The organism is Serratia sp. 1D1416 (assembly GCF_003641105.1).
GTDB classification, from domain to species: Bacteria; Pseudomonadota; Gammaproteobacteria; order Enterobacterales; family Enterobacteriaceae; genus Serratia; species Serratia ficaria.
In genome coordinates this window covers 379,901-395,613 of the sequence record NZ_CP032738.1, presented here as the reverse complement: position 1 = coordinate 395,613, position 15,713 = coordinate 379,901, and the positions used below count along the sequence as shown (strand labels likewise).

Here is a 15,713-nt window from a genome sequence, read left to right as displayed (position 1 = left end):
GCCGCCCGGGATTGAGAGTCAGGCTACGATTTCATAGCAGGGCACGTAGGCGCTGCCCGGCAGCTTCATGCGGTGCTGGGCGACGAAGCCCTGCAGCAGGCTGTCCATTTGCTTCATCATCTGCGGTTCGCCGTGCAGCTTGTAAGGGCCGAACTGCTCGATGGCGTGAATGCCGTTTTCCTTCACGTTGCCGGCCACGATGCCGGAGAACGCGCGCCGCAGCGCAGCGGCCAGCTGCTCCGCCGGTTGATCCGGGTACAGGTTGAGATTGGCCATGTTTTCATGGGTCGGCTCGAATGGCAGCTGCAGATCCGGCGCGATGCGGATCGACCAGTTGAAGCTGTAGGCGTCGCCGGTGTTGCGGCGGTTTTCCTTCACCAGCGGCATGGCTTTTTTCATCTGACGCGCCACCTCCGCCGGGTCATCGATGATGATGCTGTAGTGGCGGCGTGCCTCGTCGCCCAGCGTATTCATGATGAACTCATCCAGCACGCGGAAGTAATCGGCGCTCTCTTTCGGCCCGGTCAGGATCAGCGGCAGCACCTGCTCGCTGTTCTCCGGATTCATCAGGATGCCCAGCAGGTACAGCAACTCTTCCGCCGTGCCGACGCCGCCCGGGAAGATGATGATGCCGTGGGCGATGCGCACGAAGGCCTCCAGGCGCTTTTCGATGTCCGGCATGATCACCAGCTCGTTGACCAGCGGGTTAGGCGGCTCGGCGGCGATGATCGAAGGTTCGGTCATGCCGATAAAGCGGCTGTTGTGGTAGCGCTGCTGCGCATGGCCGACCGCCGCGCCCTTCATCGGCGCTTCCATCGCGCCCGGCCCGCAGCCGGTGCAGATGTTCAGCTCGCGCAGGCCCAGCTGGCTGCCGACCTTGCGCGCATAGAGGTATTCGTTTTCGTTGATCGAGTGGCCGCCCCAGCACACCACCATGTTGGGATCTTCGTCCAGATGCAGCGCGCGGGCATTGCGCAGGATGGAGAACACCAGGTTGGTGATATGGGCCGAGTTTTCCAGGTTCAGGTGCTGGAAACGGCCGGCGCTGTCGATCTGGCCGTGCACGAACAGGATGTCGCGCAGCACGGCGAACAGGTTGGCCTGCAGCGAGCGGATAATGCGGCCGTCGACGAAAGCGTCTTCCGGCGGGTTGACCAGCTCCAGCTTCACCCCGCGCTCGCGGCGCAGCACGTTGATATCAAAGGTTTCATAGCGGGACAACAGCTGTTTGCTGTTGTCGGTCTGGCTGCCGGAGTTCAACACGGCCAGCGAACAGTTGCGGAACAGGCGGTACAGGTCGCTGCTGGCGGTGCGCTTCAGCATGTCTACTTCCAGCTGCGACAACAAATCCATAGAGCCAAGCGGGCTGATGTGTGTAATCAAGGTAACTCCTTCGCTCCCGATGCGGGGCAGTAGTAATCCATACGCAGCAAAACAGCATCTCGTTATGGGCGGCGCGCGCCTGATGGCGCACCTGATTTAACCTTACCGCCGTCACCTGACTTTTACCAATACAAACCGCTCGTTAGCTCAGTTGTTGAGCAGCGTTGCGCACTTATTGGCGCGCCAGGCGGCCGTGCGCGGGCGAGAAGTCGACGTTGCTGCGCCACGGATTGATGTCCAGCCCGCCGCGGCGGGTGTAGCGGGCGTACACCGTCAGGCTCTGCGGGCGGCAATAGCGCATCAGATCGTTGAAGATGCGTTCGACGCACTGTTCGTGGAATTCATTGTGATGGCGGAAGGACACCAGATAGCGCAGCAGCGCCTCGCGGTCGAGTTTCCCGCCGCGATAATGGATTTGCACCGAACCCCAGTCCGGCTGATGGGTGATCAGGCAGTTGGATTTCAGCAGATGGCTGACCAGCCGTTCTTCCACCACCTCGGCGCCCGCGGCGTTCTGCAGGTAGTCGGCGTTGAACTCATAGTTATCGATGCGAATGTCCTGGTGGTCGATGCATTCTCCCTCCAGGCGGGCGATAGCGCTGCCTTCGAGCTGTTCGACGCTGAACAGGGTGACGCTCACCTCTCCCTGGGCGCAGGCGGACAAATCGCGCTGCAGCGTGGCGCGCACGCTTTCCCGGTCGGCAAACGGCGTTTGGTTGAAGCTGTTGAGATACAGCTTGAAGCTCTTGGATTCGATCAGGTTGAGGCTGTCGGCGTTGAGGCTGATTTCGCCCACCGCCACCTGCGGCAGCCCGTTGGCGTTCAGCCAGGAGAGCTCATACAGCGTCCAGATGTCCGCGCCGTGGAACGGCAGGCTGTCGGCGGACAAACCCAGCGGCTCGCGGTTCATGCTGCGCGGCACCGCCTGCAGCAGAGCGGCGTCGTAGCTGTCGCGATAGGCGGTGGGTTTGCCCAGCGTCAGTTCCGACAGGGCCTGGTGGTCTTGATATGAGGACATCTGCTGTCACCTTGGTAATAGATAGGTACAATGGCCCCCAGTTTAACGTATGCGAGAATAAATATGGATCACGATGTCACCCACGCCCTGCGTGAATTCACCCAGCGCTATGTCGAGCTGTGGCGGCAGGAACGCGGCCATGCGCCGGCCAGCCAGGCGCTGTATGGCGTGCCGTCGCCCTGCATCGTGGAAAATCGCGCTGACGAGGTGTGGTGGCTGCCGCAGCCTTTCACCCCCGCCGCGACGCTGGAAAAGGTGGAGACCGCGCTGGAACTGAGGCTGCAGCCGGATGCGCACCTTTTTTACACCCGGCAGTATGCGGGCGACATGGACGCCCGGTTCGGCGAGCACCGCCTGAGCCTGCTGCAGGTTTGGAGCGAGGACGACTTCATTCGCCTGCAGGAAAACCTGATCGGCCATCTGGTGACCCAGAAACGCCTGAAGCTGTCGCCGACCCTGTTCCTGGCCACCACCGAATCCGAAATGACCATGGTGTCGCTGTGCAACGTCAGCGGCAACGTGGTGCTGGAGCAGTTCGGCAGCGATAAGCGCACGCTGCTGGCGGCGACGCTGGGGAATTTTCTCGACGCATTGCGCCCGACGCTGGCGGCCTGAGGCCGAAATCGGTCGTTTCCTTGTGAGAGATCTCTCACACGGGCTGTGAGAGATCGCTTTTAATTTTCCCTGCCCGCCGCGGCCGGTTGGGCTTATTGTTATCCAGATCAATTGGTTAGAAATTCTTTAGGATAACTCTTAGGGGAAAATTAACCTGCGCTACCGGCCAAGCCCTTGTGATCGCGGGGGAATTGGGCGATCTTATGCCTACCGGAAGGGAACCGGCGGAGCGGGAAAGCATCAGGACGATGCAGCTTCAGGATGAAGAAAGGGATGCGCTCAACGAAGAGCGAAGGATGGCGTCAGGAGATGCCCAGGATGTTTCAGGATTGAAACCAGGGACACCTCCAGGACGGAGATTGAGAGCCGGCACAGGACCGTCGGCGGGTCAGGAAGACTGAGGAACCGCGTCAGGACGGCGCTGCAGGATGATGCATGGAGCTTTTGGTCCGGATGACCGCAGGAAAAGTTTTCAAGGATTGAGCAGGGAGCACACTGTGTAGCGGGACAGCTATAAAACGAACCGGGGGCACTGTTAACGCAGTGCCCCCAACTTTTTTGTCGCCGGCCGTTCCCGTCCGACCTATCGCCATCGTTAACCAATCGCGCCCAGCGTATCGCCGGAGACCTGCTTTTTCGGCAGCAGGAACAGCGTGGCGTAAATATCCAGCAGATAGATAGCCGCCAGCAGGCTGATTGCCGCCGTGAAAGAAACCTGCGTCACCAGCGCGCCGATCACCAATGGCCCCAAGCCGCCAACGCCGCGCCCCAGGTTGAACAGGATGTTTTGCGCGGTGGCGCGGGCCTGTACCGGGTAGGTATCGGAAATCAGCGCGCCATAGCCGCCGATCATGCCGTTGACGAACATCCCCATCAGCGCGCCGGCGAACAGCATCAGCGTCGGATCACTCAGCTGCGCATAGCCGATCACCATCACCACGGCGCCAACCTGATAAACGATAAAAATCTTCCAGCGGGCGAAGCGATCGGCCAACAGGCCGAACAGCCAGATGCCGAAGGTCATGCCAATCACCGTCACCGCCGTCCACAGGCCGGATTTAGTCAGCGAGAAACCGAAGTTTTTCGCCAGGTAGGTCGGCATCCAGATCATCAATCCGTAATAACCGAAGTTCTGCACCGAGCACAAAATGAAGATGCCGACGCTGGCCTTGCTGGTGGCGCGATCCTTAAACAGCAGGCGCAGGCGTTGGCCGAACGACAGCGACGACCCGAGATCTTTCTGCCGCGTGAAGGCTTCCGGCTCCCCCATGGTGCGGCGGATCAGGAACGACACCAGCGCCGGCAGCAGCCCGACCAGGAACATGCCGCGCCAGCCGATATGGGGCAGCAGCAGCGGCGTGAAGAAGGCGGCGGCCAGCACGCCCAGCTGCCAGCCCATGCCGACGTAGGCCGAGGCGCGGTTGCGCTTCTCCGCCGGCCAGGCTTCGGCGATCAGGGCCATGCCGATGCCGAATTCGCCGCCCAGCCCGATGCCGGCCAGCGTGCGGTAAGCCAGCAGATCCCAGTAGCCCTGCGCCACGGCGCACAAGCCGGTAAACAGCGAGAACATCAGGATGGTGATGGTGAGCACCCGGATGCGGCCGAAACGGTCGCTGAGGTGGCCGAAAATCACGCCGCCCAGCACCGCGCCGATCAGCGTCCAGGTGACCAGCGAACCGGCGGCCGATGAGGTTAACCCCAGCTCAATGCTGATGGCCGGCAGCATAAAGCCGAGGATCAGCAGGTCGAAACCGTCCATGGCGTAGCCGGTGACCGAGGCCAGCATGGCCTTGCCGGGCGTGGCGTGATTTGTTGTCTGTGTGGTGGCTGACATCTGTCTAATCTGTATGGAGTATTCGGTGGGCTTATTGTGCCGTGGGTCGGCGGGCGCCACCAGATAAAAACCGCCGCGAGCGTCACGTCAGCCGAATTTAGGCTATAAAAATGCTATGCTTTGCCGCCTTTCAGCCATGCGGCTGAACATCATGATGAAAATAGATCGGGAATGCAGATGAGTATACATAATCAGGTTCGCCACAGTTTGCAGGCGATTGAACAATCCATGCGTGATTTGGGCCTGTGGCAGGCCGCGCCGCCTGAGCCTGAGGCGCTCGCCAGCCCCGAACCCTTCTGCGTCGACACCATGCCGGCCGAAGCCTGGCTGCAGTGGGTGTTTTTGCCGCGCATGCACGCGCTGCTGGATGCCGAGGCGCCGTTGCCGACGCGTTTCGCCCTCACGCCGTATTTTGAACTGGCGCTGAAGGACAACGATCCGAACTGCCTGCCGCTGTTGGTGCTGCTGCAGCGGCTGGACCTGATGTTGAATAAAGACGCCTGATCCGGCGGGCAGTCGCGTTTTTTCACCAGCCGGCATAGTAATGTAGTACGCAGACGCCAGGACAGGCATTCGGCGGCGTCTTTCGGACCCGATGGCTCGGGGATCTGCAAAGGATGATAAGGTGCTGCAATAATGGATTTATTAAGGTTTGTCCTTCGTCTGCCTTTTACTCTGGTAAAAGCCGCGTTTCGCCTGTTGGCGCTGGCGTTGGCGCTGCTGGGGCGGCTGTTGCGGCCCTTGGTCGGCAATATCGACTGGCGCGCGCCGGCCTGGTGGGGGGCGCTGCCGCGGGCCTTTGCGCGGCTGGAAAGCGGGGTGGACCAACACCCGAAGGCCATCAGCCTGGCGTTGCTGCTGTTGCTGTGCGCCGCGGGCGGCGCCTTTTACGGCTGGCACTGGTGGCAGAATCGGCCGCAGCCGATCGAGCCGGCGCCGCTGGCGTATCAGCAAACCAGCGTGCAGGTTGCCAATCCCGAGCCGGTTGATTACGCCGCGCAGACGCTGTCGCCGCAGGCGATGAGCCTGGCGTTCAGCAACTCGGCGGCGCCGCTGACCGGGGTGGGCAAGGCGGTCAGCCAGGGGATCCGGCTCAAGCCGGCCGCTGAAGGCCAGTGGCGCTGGATCAACGGCTGGACCCTGGTCTTCACGCCGAAAAAACCGTTGCCGATGGGCGCGCAATACGAAGTCAACCTCGATCCCGCCACGTTGCTGGCGCCGCAGATCAAACTCGCCACGACCCGTTATACCTTCAAGGTGCCGGCCTTCGACTACCGCCTGGGGCAGGCCGAGTATTACCGTGATCCGCAGGATCCGCAAAAGCGCAGCGCCATCTTCAACCTGAAGTTCAATGCGCCGGTGGATGTCGCCAGCTTTGAAAAACAGGTCTCGCTGGGGCTGAAAGAAGGCAACGCCGCGTCGGAGAAAAAGCTCAATTTCTCGCTGGTTTACGATGAGAAAAAATTGAATGCCTGGGTCCACTCCGAACCGCTGCAGGCGCTGGATCAGGGCGGGGCGGTGCATCTGACCGTCGGCCAGGGCGTCAAAGCGACGCTGCCCGCCAACGCCGTCGGCGAAGCGAAGAGCAACTGGGTGGCGGTGCCGAACCTGTACAGCCTGGCGCTGAACGACGTCAGCGCTCAGGTGGTGGATGCCGATGGCGCCAAAGGGCAACGCGCCCTGATCCTCGTTTTCAGCGATGCGGTGAAGGATAAGGCGCTGGCGCGCGGCGTCAAAGCCTGGCTGCTGCCGCAGCACGATCCCAACGATCCCGCGGCGGCCGGGGATGCGGATGATTTCCATCAGTGGGATACCGACAGCTTCGCCAAAAACGTGCTGGCGCAGTCGACGCCGCTGTCCCTGACGCTTAACGAGGCGGAAGAGGCCTATCAGCCGCAGTTCAGCTTCAGGTTCGACGCGCCGGCGCACCGCTTTATGCTGATCGAGATCGACAATCAGCTGGTCTCTTCGGGCGGCTACAAAATGCCGAAAAAGGCCTATCGCGTGGTCGAGGTGCCGGAATTCCCGAAATCGCTGCGGTTCATGTCGCAGGGCTCGCTGCTGTCGGTTAACGGCGACAAGCAAATCAGCGTGGCGGCGCGCAACGTGGCCGGGCTGCGGCTGGACATCAAGCGGGTGATCCCGAGCCAGCTGCAGCACATCGTTTCCTTGAAAAGCCGCGAATACTCCTCCGCGGAATTTAACCGGCTCAATGACCAATACTTCACCGAGCATTTCAAATACCAGACGGCGCTCAATAACGATCGCCCGGGCGAGGCGAATTACCGGGGCATCGACCTCTCGCGCTATCTGTCCACCAACCCGGATTCCCACCGCGGCGTGTTCCTGCTGACGCTGTCCGAATGGCAGCCGAACCAGAAGCCGGAGGCGGAAGAAGACGCCGAACGGCAGGAAGAGGGCGACGACGCGGCCCCGGTGGGCGATTCGCGTTTTGTGGTGGTGACCGATTTGGGCATCGTCGCCAAACGTTCGCAGGATAAAACGCACGATGTATTCGTACAGTCGATCCACAGCGGCGCGCCGGTCGGCAACGCGAAGGTGTCGGTGATCGCCAAAAACGGCGTCGCTTTGCTCAACCGGACGACCGACGCCAATGGCCACGTGCGTTTCCCGGCGCTGGATGTCTATACCCATGAGCGCCAGCCGGTGATGTTCCTGGTGGAGAAAGAGGGGGATGTCTCCTTCCTGCCGACCGGCGGTTATCACGATCGCGGGCTGGACTTCTCGCGTTTCGACGTTGCCGGCGAAGAAACGCCGACCGATCCGCGCGCGCTCGGCAGCTACCTGTTCTCCGATCGGGGCGTTTACCGCCCGGGCGATACCTTCAATATCGGTTTGATCACCCGCGCCGCCGACTGGAGCCTGGGGCTGGCCGGCGTGCCGGTGCGCGCCGAGGTGCGCGATCCGCGCGACAAGCTGATGGCCACGCTGCCGTTGACCCTCGGCGCCAGCGGGTTCAATGAGCTGAGCTATGCCACCGATGAAAATTCGCCGACCGGCGAGTGGAACGTCTATCTGTACCTGATCGGCAAGAACAACGACACCTCGACGCTGCTGGGCCATACCTCAGTCAACGTGAAAGAGTTCGAACCGGATCAACTGAAGGTGAAGCTGGAACTGACGCCGGATCGCCGGCAGGGCTGGGTGAAACCTTCGGAGCTGCAGGCCGGCATCGACGTGCAGAACCTGTTCGGCACCCCGGCGCAGGATCGTCGGGTGACCTCGAAGCTGACGCTGCGGCCGACGTACCCGAGCTTCGATCGCTACCCTGATTACGCCTTCTACGAAAACCGCCGCAACAACGACGGCTTCGAAACCGAGCTGGAAGACCGCACCACCGATGAGCGGGGAGCGGCCAATATTCCGCTGGACCTGAAGTCCTATGGCGACGCCACTTACCAGCTGCAGCTGCTGTCGGAAGCCTTTGTCGCCGGCGGCGGGCGCTCGGTGGCGGCCACCGCCCGGACGCTGGTCTCCCCTTATGATTATCTGGTGGGCGTGAAGGCCGACGGCGATTTGGGCTACATCAACCGCGATGCGGTGCGCCACCTGAACGTGATCGCCATAGATCCGACGCTGAAACAGATCGCCTTGCCGGGCCTGAAGCGGGTGCTGATCGAACAGAAGTACATTTCCGTGCTGACCAGGCAGGATTCGGGCGTTTACAAATACCAGTCGAAGATGAAGGAAATTCCGCTGTCGGAGCAGCCGCTGGCGCTGAGCGAACGGGGCAACGACCTGCGGCTCGCCACCGATAAGCCGGGCGATTTCGTGTTGGCGGTCGAGGATGCGCAGGGCAAGACGCTGAACCGCGTCGCCTACAGCGTGGCCGGCAACGCCAACCTCAGCCGCTCGCTGGACCGCAACGCCGAACTGAAGCTGAAGCTGAACCGGGCGGAATACCAGCCCGGTGACGAGATAGAGGTGGCGATCACCGCCCCTTATACCGGCAGCGGCCTGATCACCATCGAAAAGGATCGGGTTTACGCCTGGCAGTGGTTCCACACCGACACCACCAGCTCGGTGCAGAAAATTCGCCTGCCGGCCGGCATGGAGGGCAACGGTTACGTTAACGTGCAGTTCGTGCGCGACGTCAACTCCAGCGAGATCTTCATGAGCCCGCTGAGCTACGGCGTCATGCCGTTCAAAATCAGCACCCGCGCGCGGCAGAACGGGCTGGAGATAACGGCGCCGGCGGTGATCAAACCGGGTGAAAACCTGACGATGACGGTGAAAACCGACGGCCCGCAGCAGGTGGCGCTGTTCGCCGTCGACGAGGGCATCCTGCAGGTTGCCCGCTACCGGCTGAAAGATCCGCTGGAGTTCTTCTTCAGCAAACGCGAACTGAGCGTGAGCAGCTCGCAGATCCTCGACCTGATCCTGCCGGAGTTCAGCAAGCTGATGGCGCTGACGGCGGCGCCGGGCGGCGATGGCGGCGAAGGGCTGGATCTCAACCTGAACCCGTTCAAACGCAAGCGCGACAAGCCGGTGGCCTATTGGTCCGGCATCGGCGAAGTGAACGGCGAGAAACAGTTCGTGTATCCGGTGCCGGATTACTTCAACGGTAAAATCCGCGTGATGGCGATCTCGGCGACGCCGGACAAAATCGGCAAGGCGCAAACCGCGGCGACGGTGCGCGATAATTTCATCATGACGCCAAACGTGCCGGCGATGGTCGCGCCCGGCGATGAGTTCGACGTCAGCGTGGGCGTCAGCAACAACCTTGAAGGGCTGAATGGCCAATCGGTCGCGGTGAACCTTCAGCTGACGCCGCCGCCGCAGCTGGAGGTGGTGGGCAACGCCGCGCAAAGCCTGACGCTGGCGGAAAAACGCGAGGGGGTGGTCAACTTCCGCCTGCGCGCCAGGGCCGCACTGGGGGACGCGCCCCTGGTGTTCGACGCGCGCTACGGCGACAAAGCCAGCCGCCGCACCATCAGCACCTCGGTGCGCCCGGCGATGCCGTATCGCACCCAGTCGGTGATGGGACGGATGAGCGGCGCCAGCCAGAAGGTCGACGGCCTGCGCCAGATGTTCGACGCCTATGCGCAGCGCCGGGCGGCGGTATCCCATTCGCCGCTGGTGCTGACCCGCGGGCTGGCGCAGTACCTGGCGGATTACCCCTATTATTGCTCGGAACAGATCGTCAGCCGCGCCATCCCGCTGATGCTGCAGAGTCGCCATCCGGAAATGCAGAGCGGGCTGAGCCAGGCGGAGGTCGGCAAACAGCTGAATACTCTGCTTGGCGTGCTGCGCTCGCGCCAGAATGACAGCGGGGCGATCGGCGCCTGGCGGTCATCGCCGGACGCCGATCCTTTCGTCACGCCTTATGTGGTGCAGTACCTGCTGGAGGCGAAAGAGGCCGGCTATGCGCTGCCGGAGGGCATGCTCGACGAAGCCAACGGCGCGCTGCGCGAGCTGGCGGCCAGCGGCTTTGACGATCTGTACCTGCTGCGTCTGCGCAGCTGGGCTGTCTATCTGCTGACGCGCCAGGGGGAAGTGACCACCAACTCGCTGGCCGCGGTGCAGGATACGCTGCAAAAACGCTATCCGGACCACTGGAAAACCGACCTGAGCGCGCTGTATCTGGCGTCATCCTATCGGTTGCTGAAGATGGATGACGAGGCGGCCGCGTTGCTGCAGCCGAGCTGGCAGCAGCTGAGCAAGGCCTATGACCAGGCCTGGTGGACGCAGAACTATTTCGATCCGCTGGTGCAGGATGCGACGCGGCTCTATTTGATTACCCGCCACTTCCCGGAGAAGGTGGCGTCGATCCCGCCTCAGGTGTTGGAGAACATGGTGCGGGCGTTGAAAGAAGAGCGCTACACCACCTATTCCTCGGCGATGAGCATCCTGGCGCTGGAGAGCTATTCGGCCCAGGTGACGGCGCAGCCTGCCGCCGGAGGCGCGCTGGGCATCGCCCAACTCGATCGGGGCGGCCAGCCGCGGGGCATTGCGGCGCTGCAGGGGCTGTTCGCTCAGGGGCGGTTTACCGCTGACGCCGCCGCGCTGCGCTTCAGCAACGAGGGCGGTGCGCCGGCCTGGTACGTGGTGACGCAGTCGGGTTATGACCTGGCGGCACCGCAGAAGGCGCTGTCGCGCGGCCTGGAGATCACCCGAGATTACACCGATGAGCAGGGCAAACCCTTGGCGCAGGTCCGGCTGGGGCAGAAGGTCAACGTGCATCTGAAAATCCGCGCCAATACCAAAGAGGGGCAGAGCAATCTGGCGATCGTGGATCTGCTGCCGGGCGGGTTCGAAGTGGTGCAGCAAACGCCGCCGGAGGCGGGCGGCGAAGAGGGCGAAGGCGACGCGGCCGGCGGCTGGCGGTCGCCGTTGGCCGCCGCGGGCTCCAGCTGGGCGCCGGACTACAGCGATATCCGCGAAGACCGGGTGATCATTTACGGCAGCGCCGGCACCGCGGTGCAGGAGTTCGTTTATCAGATCAAGGCCACCAATACCGGCAGCTTTGTTATTCCGCCGGCCTACGGCGAAGCCATGTACGATCGTGAAGTGCAGGCCATGTCGGTCGGCAGCGGTAAGCTGGTGGTGGTGCCGGCTGACAACCCCTAGGCGGCGATCGGCGCCAGGCAAGCGTCTGGCGCCGGGGCAGTGAGAACGCATGAAAATCCTGAAAACACCCTGGCTGCAAAACGGCCTGATGGCGGTATTTTTGTTGGCGCTGACGCTGGCCGCCATTCGGCTATGGCCGCATCCGCCGCTGTCTCGGGGCCTGCCCCTGTCATCCGTTTATTACGATCGTCACGGCGCCCTGCTGCGCATCACCCTGGCCAACGACGAACGCTATCGTCTGTGGACGCCGCTCGACGCGGTGTCACCGCTGGCGGTGCGCGGGCTGTTGCTGCACGAAGACCGCTGGTTCTACTACAACCCCGGATTCAACCCGATCGGCCTGATGCGCGGCTTTTGGCGCAGCTACGTCGCCGGCGGCAAGATGCAGGGCGGTTCGACCATCAGCATGCAGCTGGCGCGCATGCGCTGGCATCTCAACACCCGCACGCCGGGGGGCAAACTGCTGCAGGTGCTGCGCGCCCTACAGCTGGAGCTGAGCTATTCCAAACGCGACATTCTGGAAGCCTATCTGAATTACGCCCCCTACGGCCGCAATATCGAAAGCATCGGCGCCGCCAGCCTGATCTATTTCGGCAAGGCGCCGCGGGATCTGACCCTGCCCGAGGCGCTGACGCTGGCCGTCCTGCCGCAGTCGCCAAGCTACCGCCTGGCGCCGAAAACCGGCGTGCTGGGGATTGCGCTGACGCAGGCGCGCAGCCGCCTGTTCCAGCGCTGGCAGAACGTCTACGCCACCGACGGCAGCCAGCGGGCGCTGTTTCGGCTGCCGTTGGCGCTGCGCCAGCCCGAGCAGATGCCTTATATCGCGCCGCATTTTATCGAACAGCTGCGGCGGCAGACCCAGCAGCTGGTCCGGCGGGATACCCGCGTCGACACCCAGCTGGATGCGCGGCTTCAACGCTTGGTCGAACGGCAGGTGGACGCCTTCATCGCCCGCAACCAAAGCCGGGGGATTCACAACGCCGCGGTGTTGCTGGTAGACAGCCGCGACATGGGGGTGAGGGCGCTGGTGGGATCGGCCGATTATTACAACCGCCCGATCCAGGGGCAGGTGAACGGCACCAACGCCAAGCGGTCTCCCGGTTCGACGCTGAAGCCCTTTATCTATGCGCTGGGCATGGAGCAGGGCGTGCTGCATCCGATGACCATCCTGAAAGACGTGCCCTCGTCATTCGGCGCCTACGCGCCGGAAAATTTTGACCGGCGCTTCCTCGGGCCGGTAACCGCCACCGACGCGTTGAACTTCAGCCGCAATATTCCCGCGGTTTACGTGGCGTCGCAGCTGCGGCAGCCGACCTTTTATCAGTTTCTGCGCCTGGCCGGCGTCGCCAATATGGCCAGCGAGAATCACTATGGGCTCTCGCTGGTGCTGGGCGGCGGCGAAGTGACGGCGCAGGAGCTGGCGAAGCTGTACGCGCTGCTGGCCAACCGCGGCGAGCTGCGCCCGTTACGCATGCTGCGCGGCGAGGCGCAGACGCCGCCGGTGCGCCTGCTCAGCGAAGAGGCCAGCTTCATTACGCTGGACATGCTGCGTCAGCATCGGCGGCCGGGCGATACCCTGGCGCAGCGCTCGTCGTCGCTGCCGGTGTATTGGAAAACCGGCACCTCCTGGGGATTTCGCGATGCCTGGAGCGTGGGGATTTTCGGACCCTATGTGCTGGTGGTGTGGGAGGGCAACTTCGATAGCCGGGGCAACAACGCGCTGGTCGGCGCCGAGGCGGCCGCTCCGCTGTTTTTCAACATCGTCGACAGCGTGAACGCCAGCGATCCGGCCCTGCAGGAGCCGAAGCACGCCTGGCCGAAGCGGCTGCGGCGGGTGGATATCTGCCTGGCCAGCGGCGATCTGCCTACCCCTGGTGCCGGCAGAAGGGCAAAACCTGGTTCATTCCCGGCAAGTCGCCGATCAAGGTCGACAGCGTTTATCGCCCGGTGGTGCTGGATATTCACAGCGGCGAAGTCGCCTGCCCGCCCTATGATCCGGCCGAAACCCGCACCGAGGTGTTTGAGTTCTGGCCTTCCGATCTGGCCAACGTTTTCGCCCAGGCCGGCTTGCCGAAGCGCGCGCCGCCGCTCAATCGCTGCAGGGATAACGGCATCGCCGTCGGCGGCAACCCGCCGCGCATCACCTCGCCGCTCAAGAACACCACCTATACCCTGCGCCAGTCGCAGCAGGGGCGCGACAAGATCGCCTTCAATGCGGTGACCGACGCCGACAGCAAAACGCTGTACTGGTTTGTCGACGATATCTATCTCGGCAGCAGCGCCAGCAAAAAGGCCATCGACTGGCGGCCGGTCAACAACGGGCAGTACCGCATCCGGGCGGTGGACGATCGCGGCCGGGCCGACAGCCGGCTGGTGACCATCGAGTGGGTTAACTAGCGCCGCGCCGCACGCCTGTTATACTCGCGCCGGAATTTGGGCTTTTACGTAGGAACAGAGATGGTGATTGAGGTTTTGTACCGGGATGAGCACCTGGTGGCGGTGAACAAACCGTCCGGCTGGCTGGTGCACCGCAGCTGGCTGGATCGCCACGAAACGCGGTTTATGATGCAGACGGTGCGTGACCAGATCGGTCAACACGTGTTCACCGTGCATCGCCTCGACCGCCCGACCTCCGGCGTGCTGTTGATGGCGCTGTCCAGCGAGGTGGCGCGCCTGCTGTCGCAGCAGTTCGAGCAACACCGGGTGCAGAAAACCTATCATGCGGTGGTGCGCGGCTACGTGCAGGAAGGGGCCACCCTCGATTACCCGCTGACGGAAGAGCGGGACAAGATCGCCGATAAACATGCGACGGCCGACAAAGGCCCGCAGCCGGCGGTGACCCACTACCGGCCGTTGGCGCAGGTGGAGATGCCGGTCGCCATCGGCCGCTACGACAGCGCGCGCTACAGCCTGCTGGAGCTGAAGCCGGAAAACGGCCGCAAGCACCAGCTGCGCCGCCATATGGTGCATCTTCGCCATCCGATCATCGGCGACAGCAAGCACGGCGATCTGCGCCAGAACCGCGGCATGGCGCAGCACTTCGGCTGCGCGCGGCTGATGCTGCACGCCAGCCATCTGCAGCTGAACCACCCGGTGACCGGCGAACCGCTGCAGATTTCCGCCCGTTGGGATGAACCCTGGCAGGGCGTAATGGCGCAGTTCGGCTGGGCGGGGGTTTTCCCCGAGCTTGCCGGGGTTGAGTTTAGTGCGGCTAACGGTCAGGATAGCTGACAATTTTCAAAGGTAATGAAGGGAGTTGGAGCCATGGCTCAGGTTGGTATCTTCGTGGGAACCGTCTACGGCAATTCGCTGCTGGTGGCGGAAGAGGCGGAAAACATTCTCAGCGAACAGGGCCATGAGGTCAAACTGTTCGAAGAGGGCACGCTGGAGGCCTGGCAGTTTTATCGCCAGCACTACGCGCTGGTGGTCACCTCGACCACCGGGCAGGGCGATCTGCCGGACAGCATCGCGCCGTTGTTCCACGCCATCCGCGATCAGGTCGGCTATCAGCCGGAGTTGCGCTATGGTCTGATCGCGTTGGGTGACAGCAGCTATGACGATTTCTGCGGCGCCGGGCGCGCGTTCGACGCGCTGCTGCAGGAGCAGGGCGCGACCCGTATCGGTGAAGTGCTGGAGATAGACGCGATGGAGCAGCCGGAGCCGGAGGTGGCGTCTTGCCCCTGGGTGGAGCGGTGGGGCAGCTTGCTGAAATAAAAAAGGGCCGGGCGAACCGGCCCTGAATTATTTGCCGCGGGTCAGTTTTTCCAGATCGGATTCGATCTCGGCGATTTTGTGTGACACCACGCCTTCGAGATGGCGCAGGTCGTCGAGAATTTTACGCTTCAGATCCACTTCCACCTGGTCGCGCTGGCACAGCTGATCCAGTTCGTCGATCACGTAGCGCAGGTTCGGGTTGATCTCGTGGATTTCCTTGTACCCCTGCCCGGCGTTATCCGCCACCACGGTTTTGCGCTGGCGCGGATACTTGAACTTCACGCTTTTGGCGAAAAACTCGCCCTTGTCCTTGCGGAAATAAATCTTGAGGATGTCGTTATTGGCCTCTTGACGCAGGCTATAGCGATCGACGTCTTCCGGTTGATTGATGCCCAAGCTTTTCAGGTTATCGTACATACTGCGCCCTCTGTTATGTGATCGTTATATCCCGTCATACCTCGAACCGCCTCGCATTATTCAGGGGTCCACGACTGCGATTATGGCGGAAAGCGGGGTCTGCGACTGTGACTGCCGACGAAACGCAGACAAAAAAATAGC

Annotated in this window: 11 protein-coding genes; 7 read left to right on the top strand and 4 right to left on the bottom strand. The window is 62.6% G+C overall.

What is annotated here, in order from left to right:
- Positions 1–18: 18 nt before the first annotated feature.
- Positions 19–1,383 (bottom strand): nucleotide 5'-monophosphate nucleosidase PpnN, encoded by a 1,365-nt coding sequence (gene ppnN, locus D7I37_RS01920; RefSeq protein ID WP_061796751.1) that lies wholly within the window; start codon positions 1,381–1,383, stop codon positions 19–21.
- 172 nt (positions 1,384–1,555) lie between these two features.
- Positions 1,556–2,401, bottom strand: a complete 846-nt coding sequence (gene queF, locus D7I37_RS01915; protein ID WP_061796749.1) for an NADPH-dependent 7-cyano-7-deazaguanine reductase QueF — start codon at positions 2,399–2,401, stop codon at positions 1,556–1,558.
- 63 nt (positions 2,402–2,464) lie between these two features.
- Between queF and syd the strand changes: the two genes are divergently transcribed.
- A complete protein-coding gene (gene syd, locus D7I37_RS01910; protein ID WP_061796746.1) occupies positions 2,465–3,016 on the top strand; it encodes a SecY-interacting protein in 552 nt (183 codons plus the stop codon).
- Positions 3,017–3,611: 595 nt separating this feature from the next.
- Here the strand turns inward: syd and D7I37_RS01905 are convergent.
- Positions 3,612–4,850 (bottom strand): MFS transporter, encoded by a 1,239-nt coding sequence (locus tag D7I37_RS01905; protein WP_129543215.1) that lies wholly within the window; start codon positions 4,848–4,850, stop codon positions 3,612–3,614.
- Between the two features lie 177 nt (positions 4,851–5,027).
- Between D7I37_RS01905 and D7I37_RS01900 the strand changes: the two genes are divergently transcribed.
- The 6 genes from D7I37_RS01900 to D7I37_RS01880 all read left to right on the top strand — a co-directional run bounded on the left by D7I37_RS01900 (position 5,028) and on the right by D7I37_RS01880 (position 15,155).
- Positions 5,028–5,354, top strand: a complete 327-nt coding sequence (locus tag D7I37_RS01900; protein WP_061797016.1) for a YqcC family protein — start codon at positions 5,028–5,030, stop codon at positions 5,352–5,354.
- A 132-nt stretch (positions 5,355–5,486) separates the two neighbouring features.
- Entirely contained in the window at positions 5,487–11,441 is a 5,955-nt protein-coding gene (locus D7I37_RS01895; RefSeq protein ID WP_129543214.1) for an alpha-2-macroglobulin, read from the top strand.
- 49 nt (positions 11,442–11,490) lie between these two features.
- On the top strand, positions 11,491–13,662 hold the full coding sequence (gene pbpC, locus D7I37_RS01890; RefSeq protein ID WP_242502751.1) for a penicillin-binding protein 1C: 2,172 nt from the start codon (positions 11,491–11,493) through the stop codon (positions 13,660–13,662).
- The gene (locus D7I37_RS27220; RefSeq protein ID WP_242502912.1) at positions 13,554–13,838 is read left to right on the top strand and encodes a hypothetical protein; all 285 of its coding nucleotides are present in this window, start codon (positions 13,554–13,556) and stop codon (positions 13,836–13,838) included. The genes pbpC and D7I37_RS27220 overlap by 109 nt, the downstream gene beginning before the upstream one ends.
- Before the next feature lie 60 nt (positions 13,839–13,898).
- Positions 13,899–14,672, top strand: coding sequence for a tRNA pseudouridine(65) synthase TruC (truC, locus tag D7I37_RS01885; protein ID WP_370671114.1), 774 nt, complete (start codon positions 13,899–13,901; stop codon positions 14,670–14,672).
- Positions 14,673–14,705: 33 nt separating this feature from the next.
- Positions 14,706–15,155, top strand: a complete 450-nt coding sequence (locus tag D7I37_RS01880) for a flavodoxin (RefSeq protein WP_061796738.1) — start codon at positions 14,706–14,708, stop codon at positions 15,153–15,155.
- Between the two features lie 27 nt (positions 15,156–15,182).
- Here D7I37_RS01880 and D7I37_RS01875 read toward each other — a convergent pair whose 3' ends face one another.
- On the bottom strand, positions 15,183–15,572 hold the full coding sequence (locus D7I37_RS01875) for a DUF3461 family protein (RefSeq protein WP_006318690.1): 390 nt from the start codon (positions 15,570–15,572) through the stop codon (positions 15,183–15,185).
- Positions 15,573–15,713: the final 141 nt, after the last annotated feature.

Coding starts and splice junctions, on each gene's coding strand:
- D7I37_RS01905 (WP_129543215.1), bottom strand. CDS start 4,850: ATGTCAGCCACCACACAGACAACAAATCACGCCACGCCCGGCAAGGCC.
- D7I37_RS01900 (WP_061797016.1), top strand. CDS start 5,028: ATGAGTATACATAATCAGGTTCGCCACAGTTTGCAGGCGATTGAACAA.
- D7I37_RS01895 (WP_129543214.1), top strand. CDS start 5,487: ATGGATTTATTAAGGTTTGTCCTTCGTCTGCCTTTTACTCTGGTAAAA.
- truC (WP_370671114.1), top strand. CDS start 13,899: ATGGTGATTGAGGTTTTGTACCGGGATGAGCACCTGGTGGCGGTGAAC.
- pbpC (WP_242502751.1), top strand. CDS start 11,491: ATGAAAATCCTGAAAACACCCTGGCTGCAAAACGGCCTGATGGCGGTA.
- D7I37_RS01880 (WP_061796738.1), top strand. CDS start 14,706: ATGGCTCAGGTTGGTATCTTCGTGGGAACCGTCTACGGCAATTCGCTG.
- D7I37_RS01875 (WP_006318690.1), bottom strand. CDS start 15,572: ATGTACGATAACCTGAAAAGCTTGGGCATCAATCAACCGGAAGACGTC.
- queF (WP_061796749.1), bottom strand. CDS start 2,401: ATGTCCTCATATCAAGACCACCAGGCCCTGTCGGAACTGACGCTGGGC.
- syd (WP_061796746.1), top strand. CDS start 2,465: ATGGATCACGATGTCACCCACGCCCTGCGTGAATTCACCCAGCGCTAT.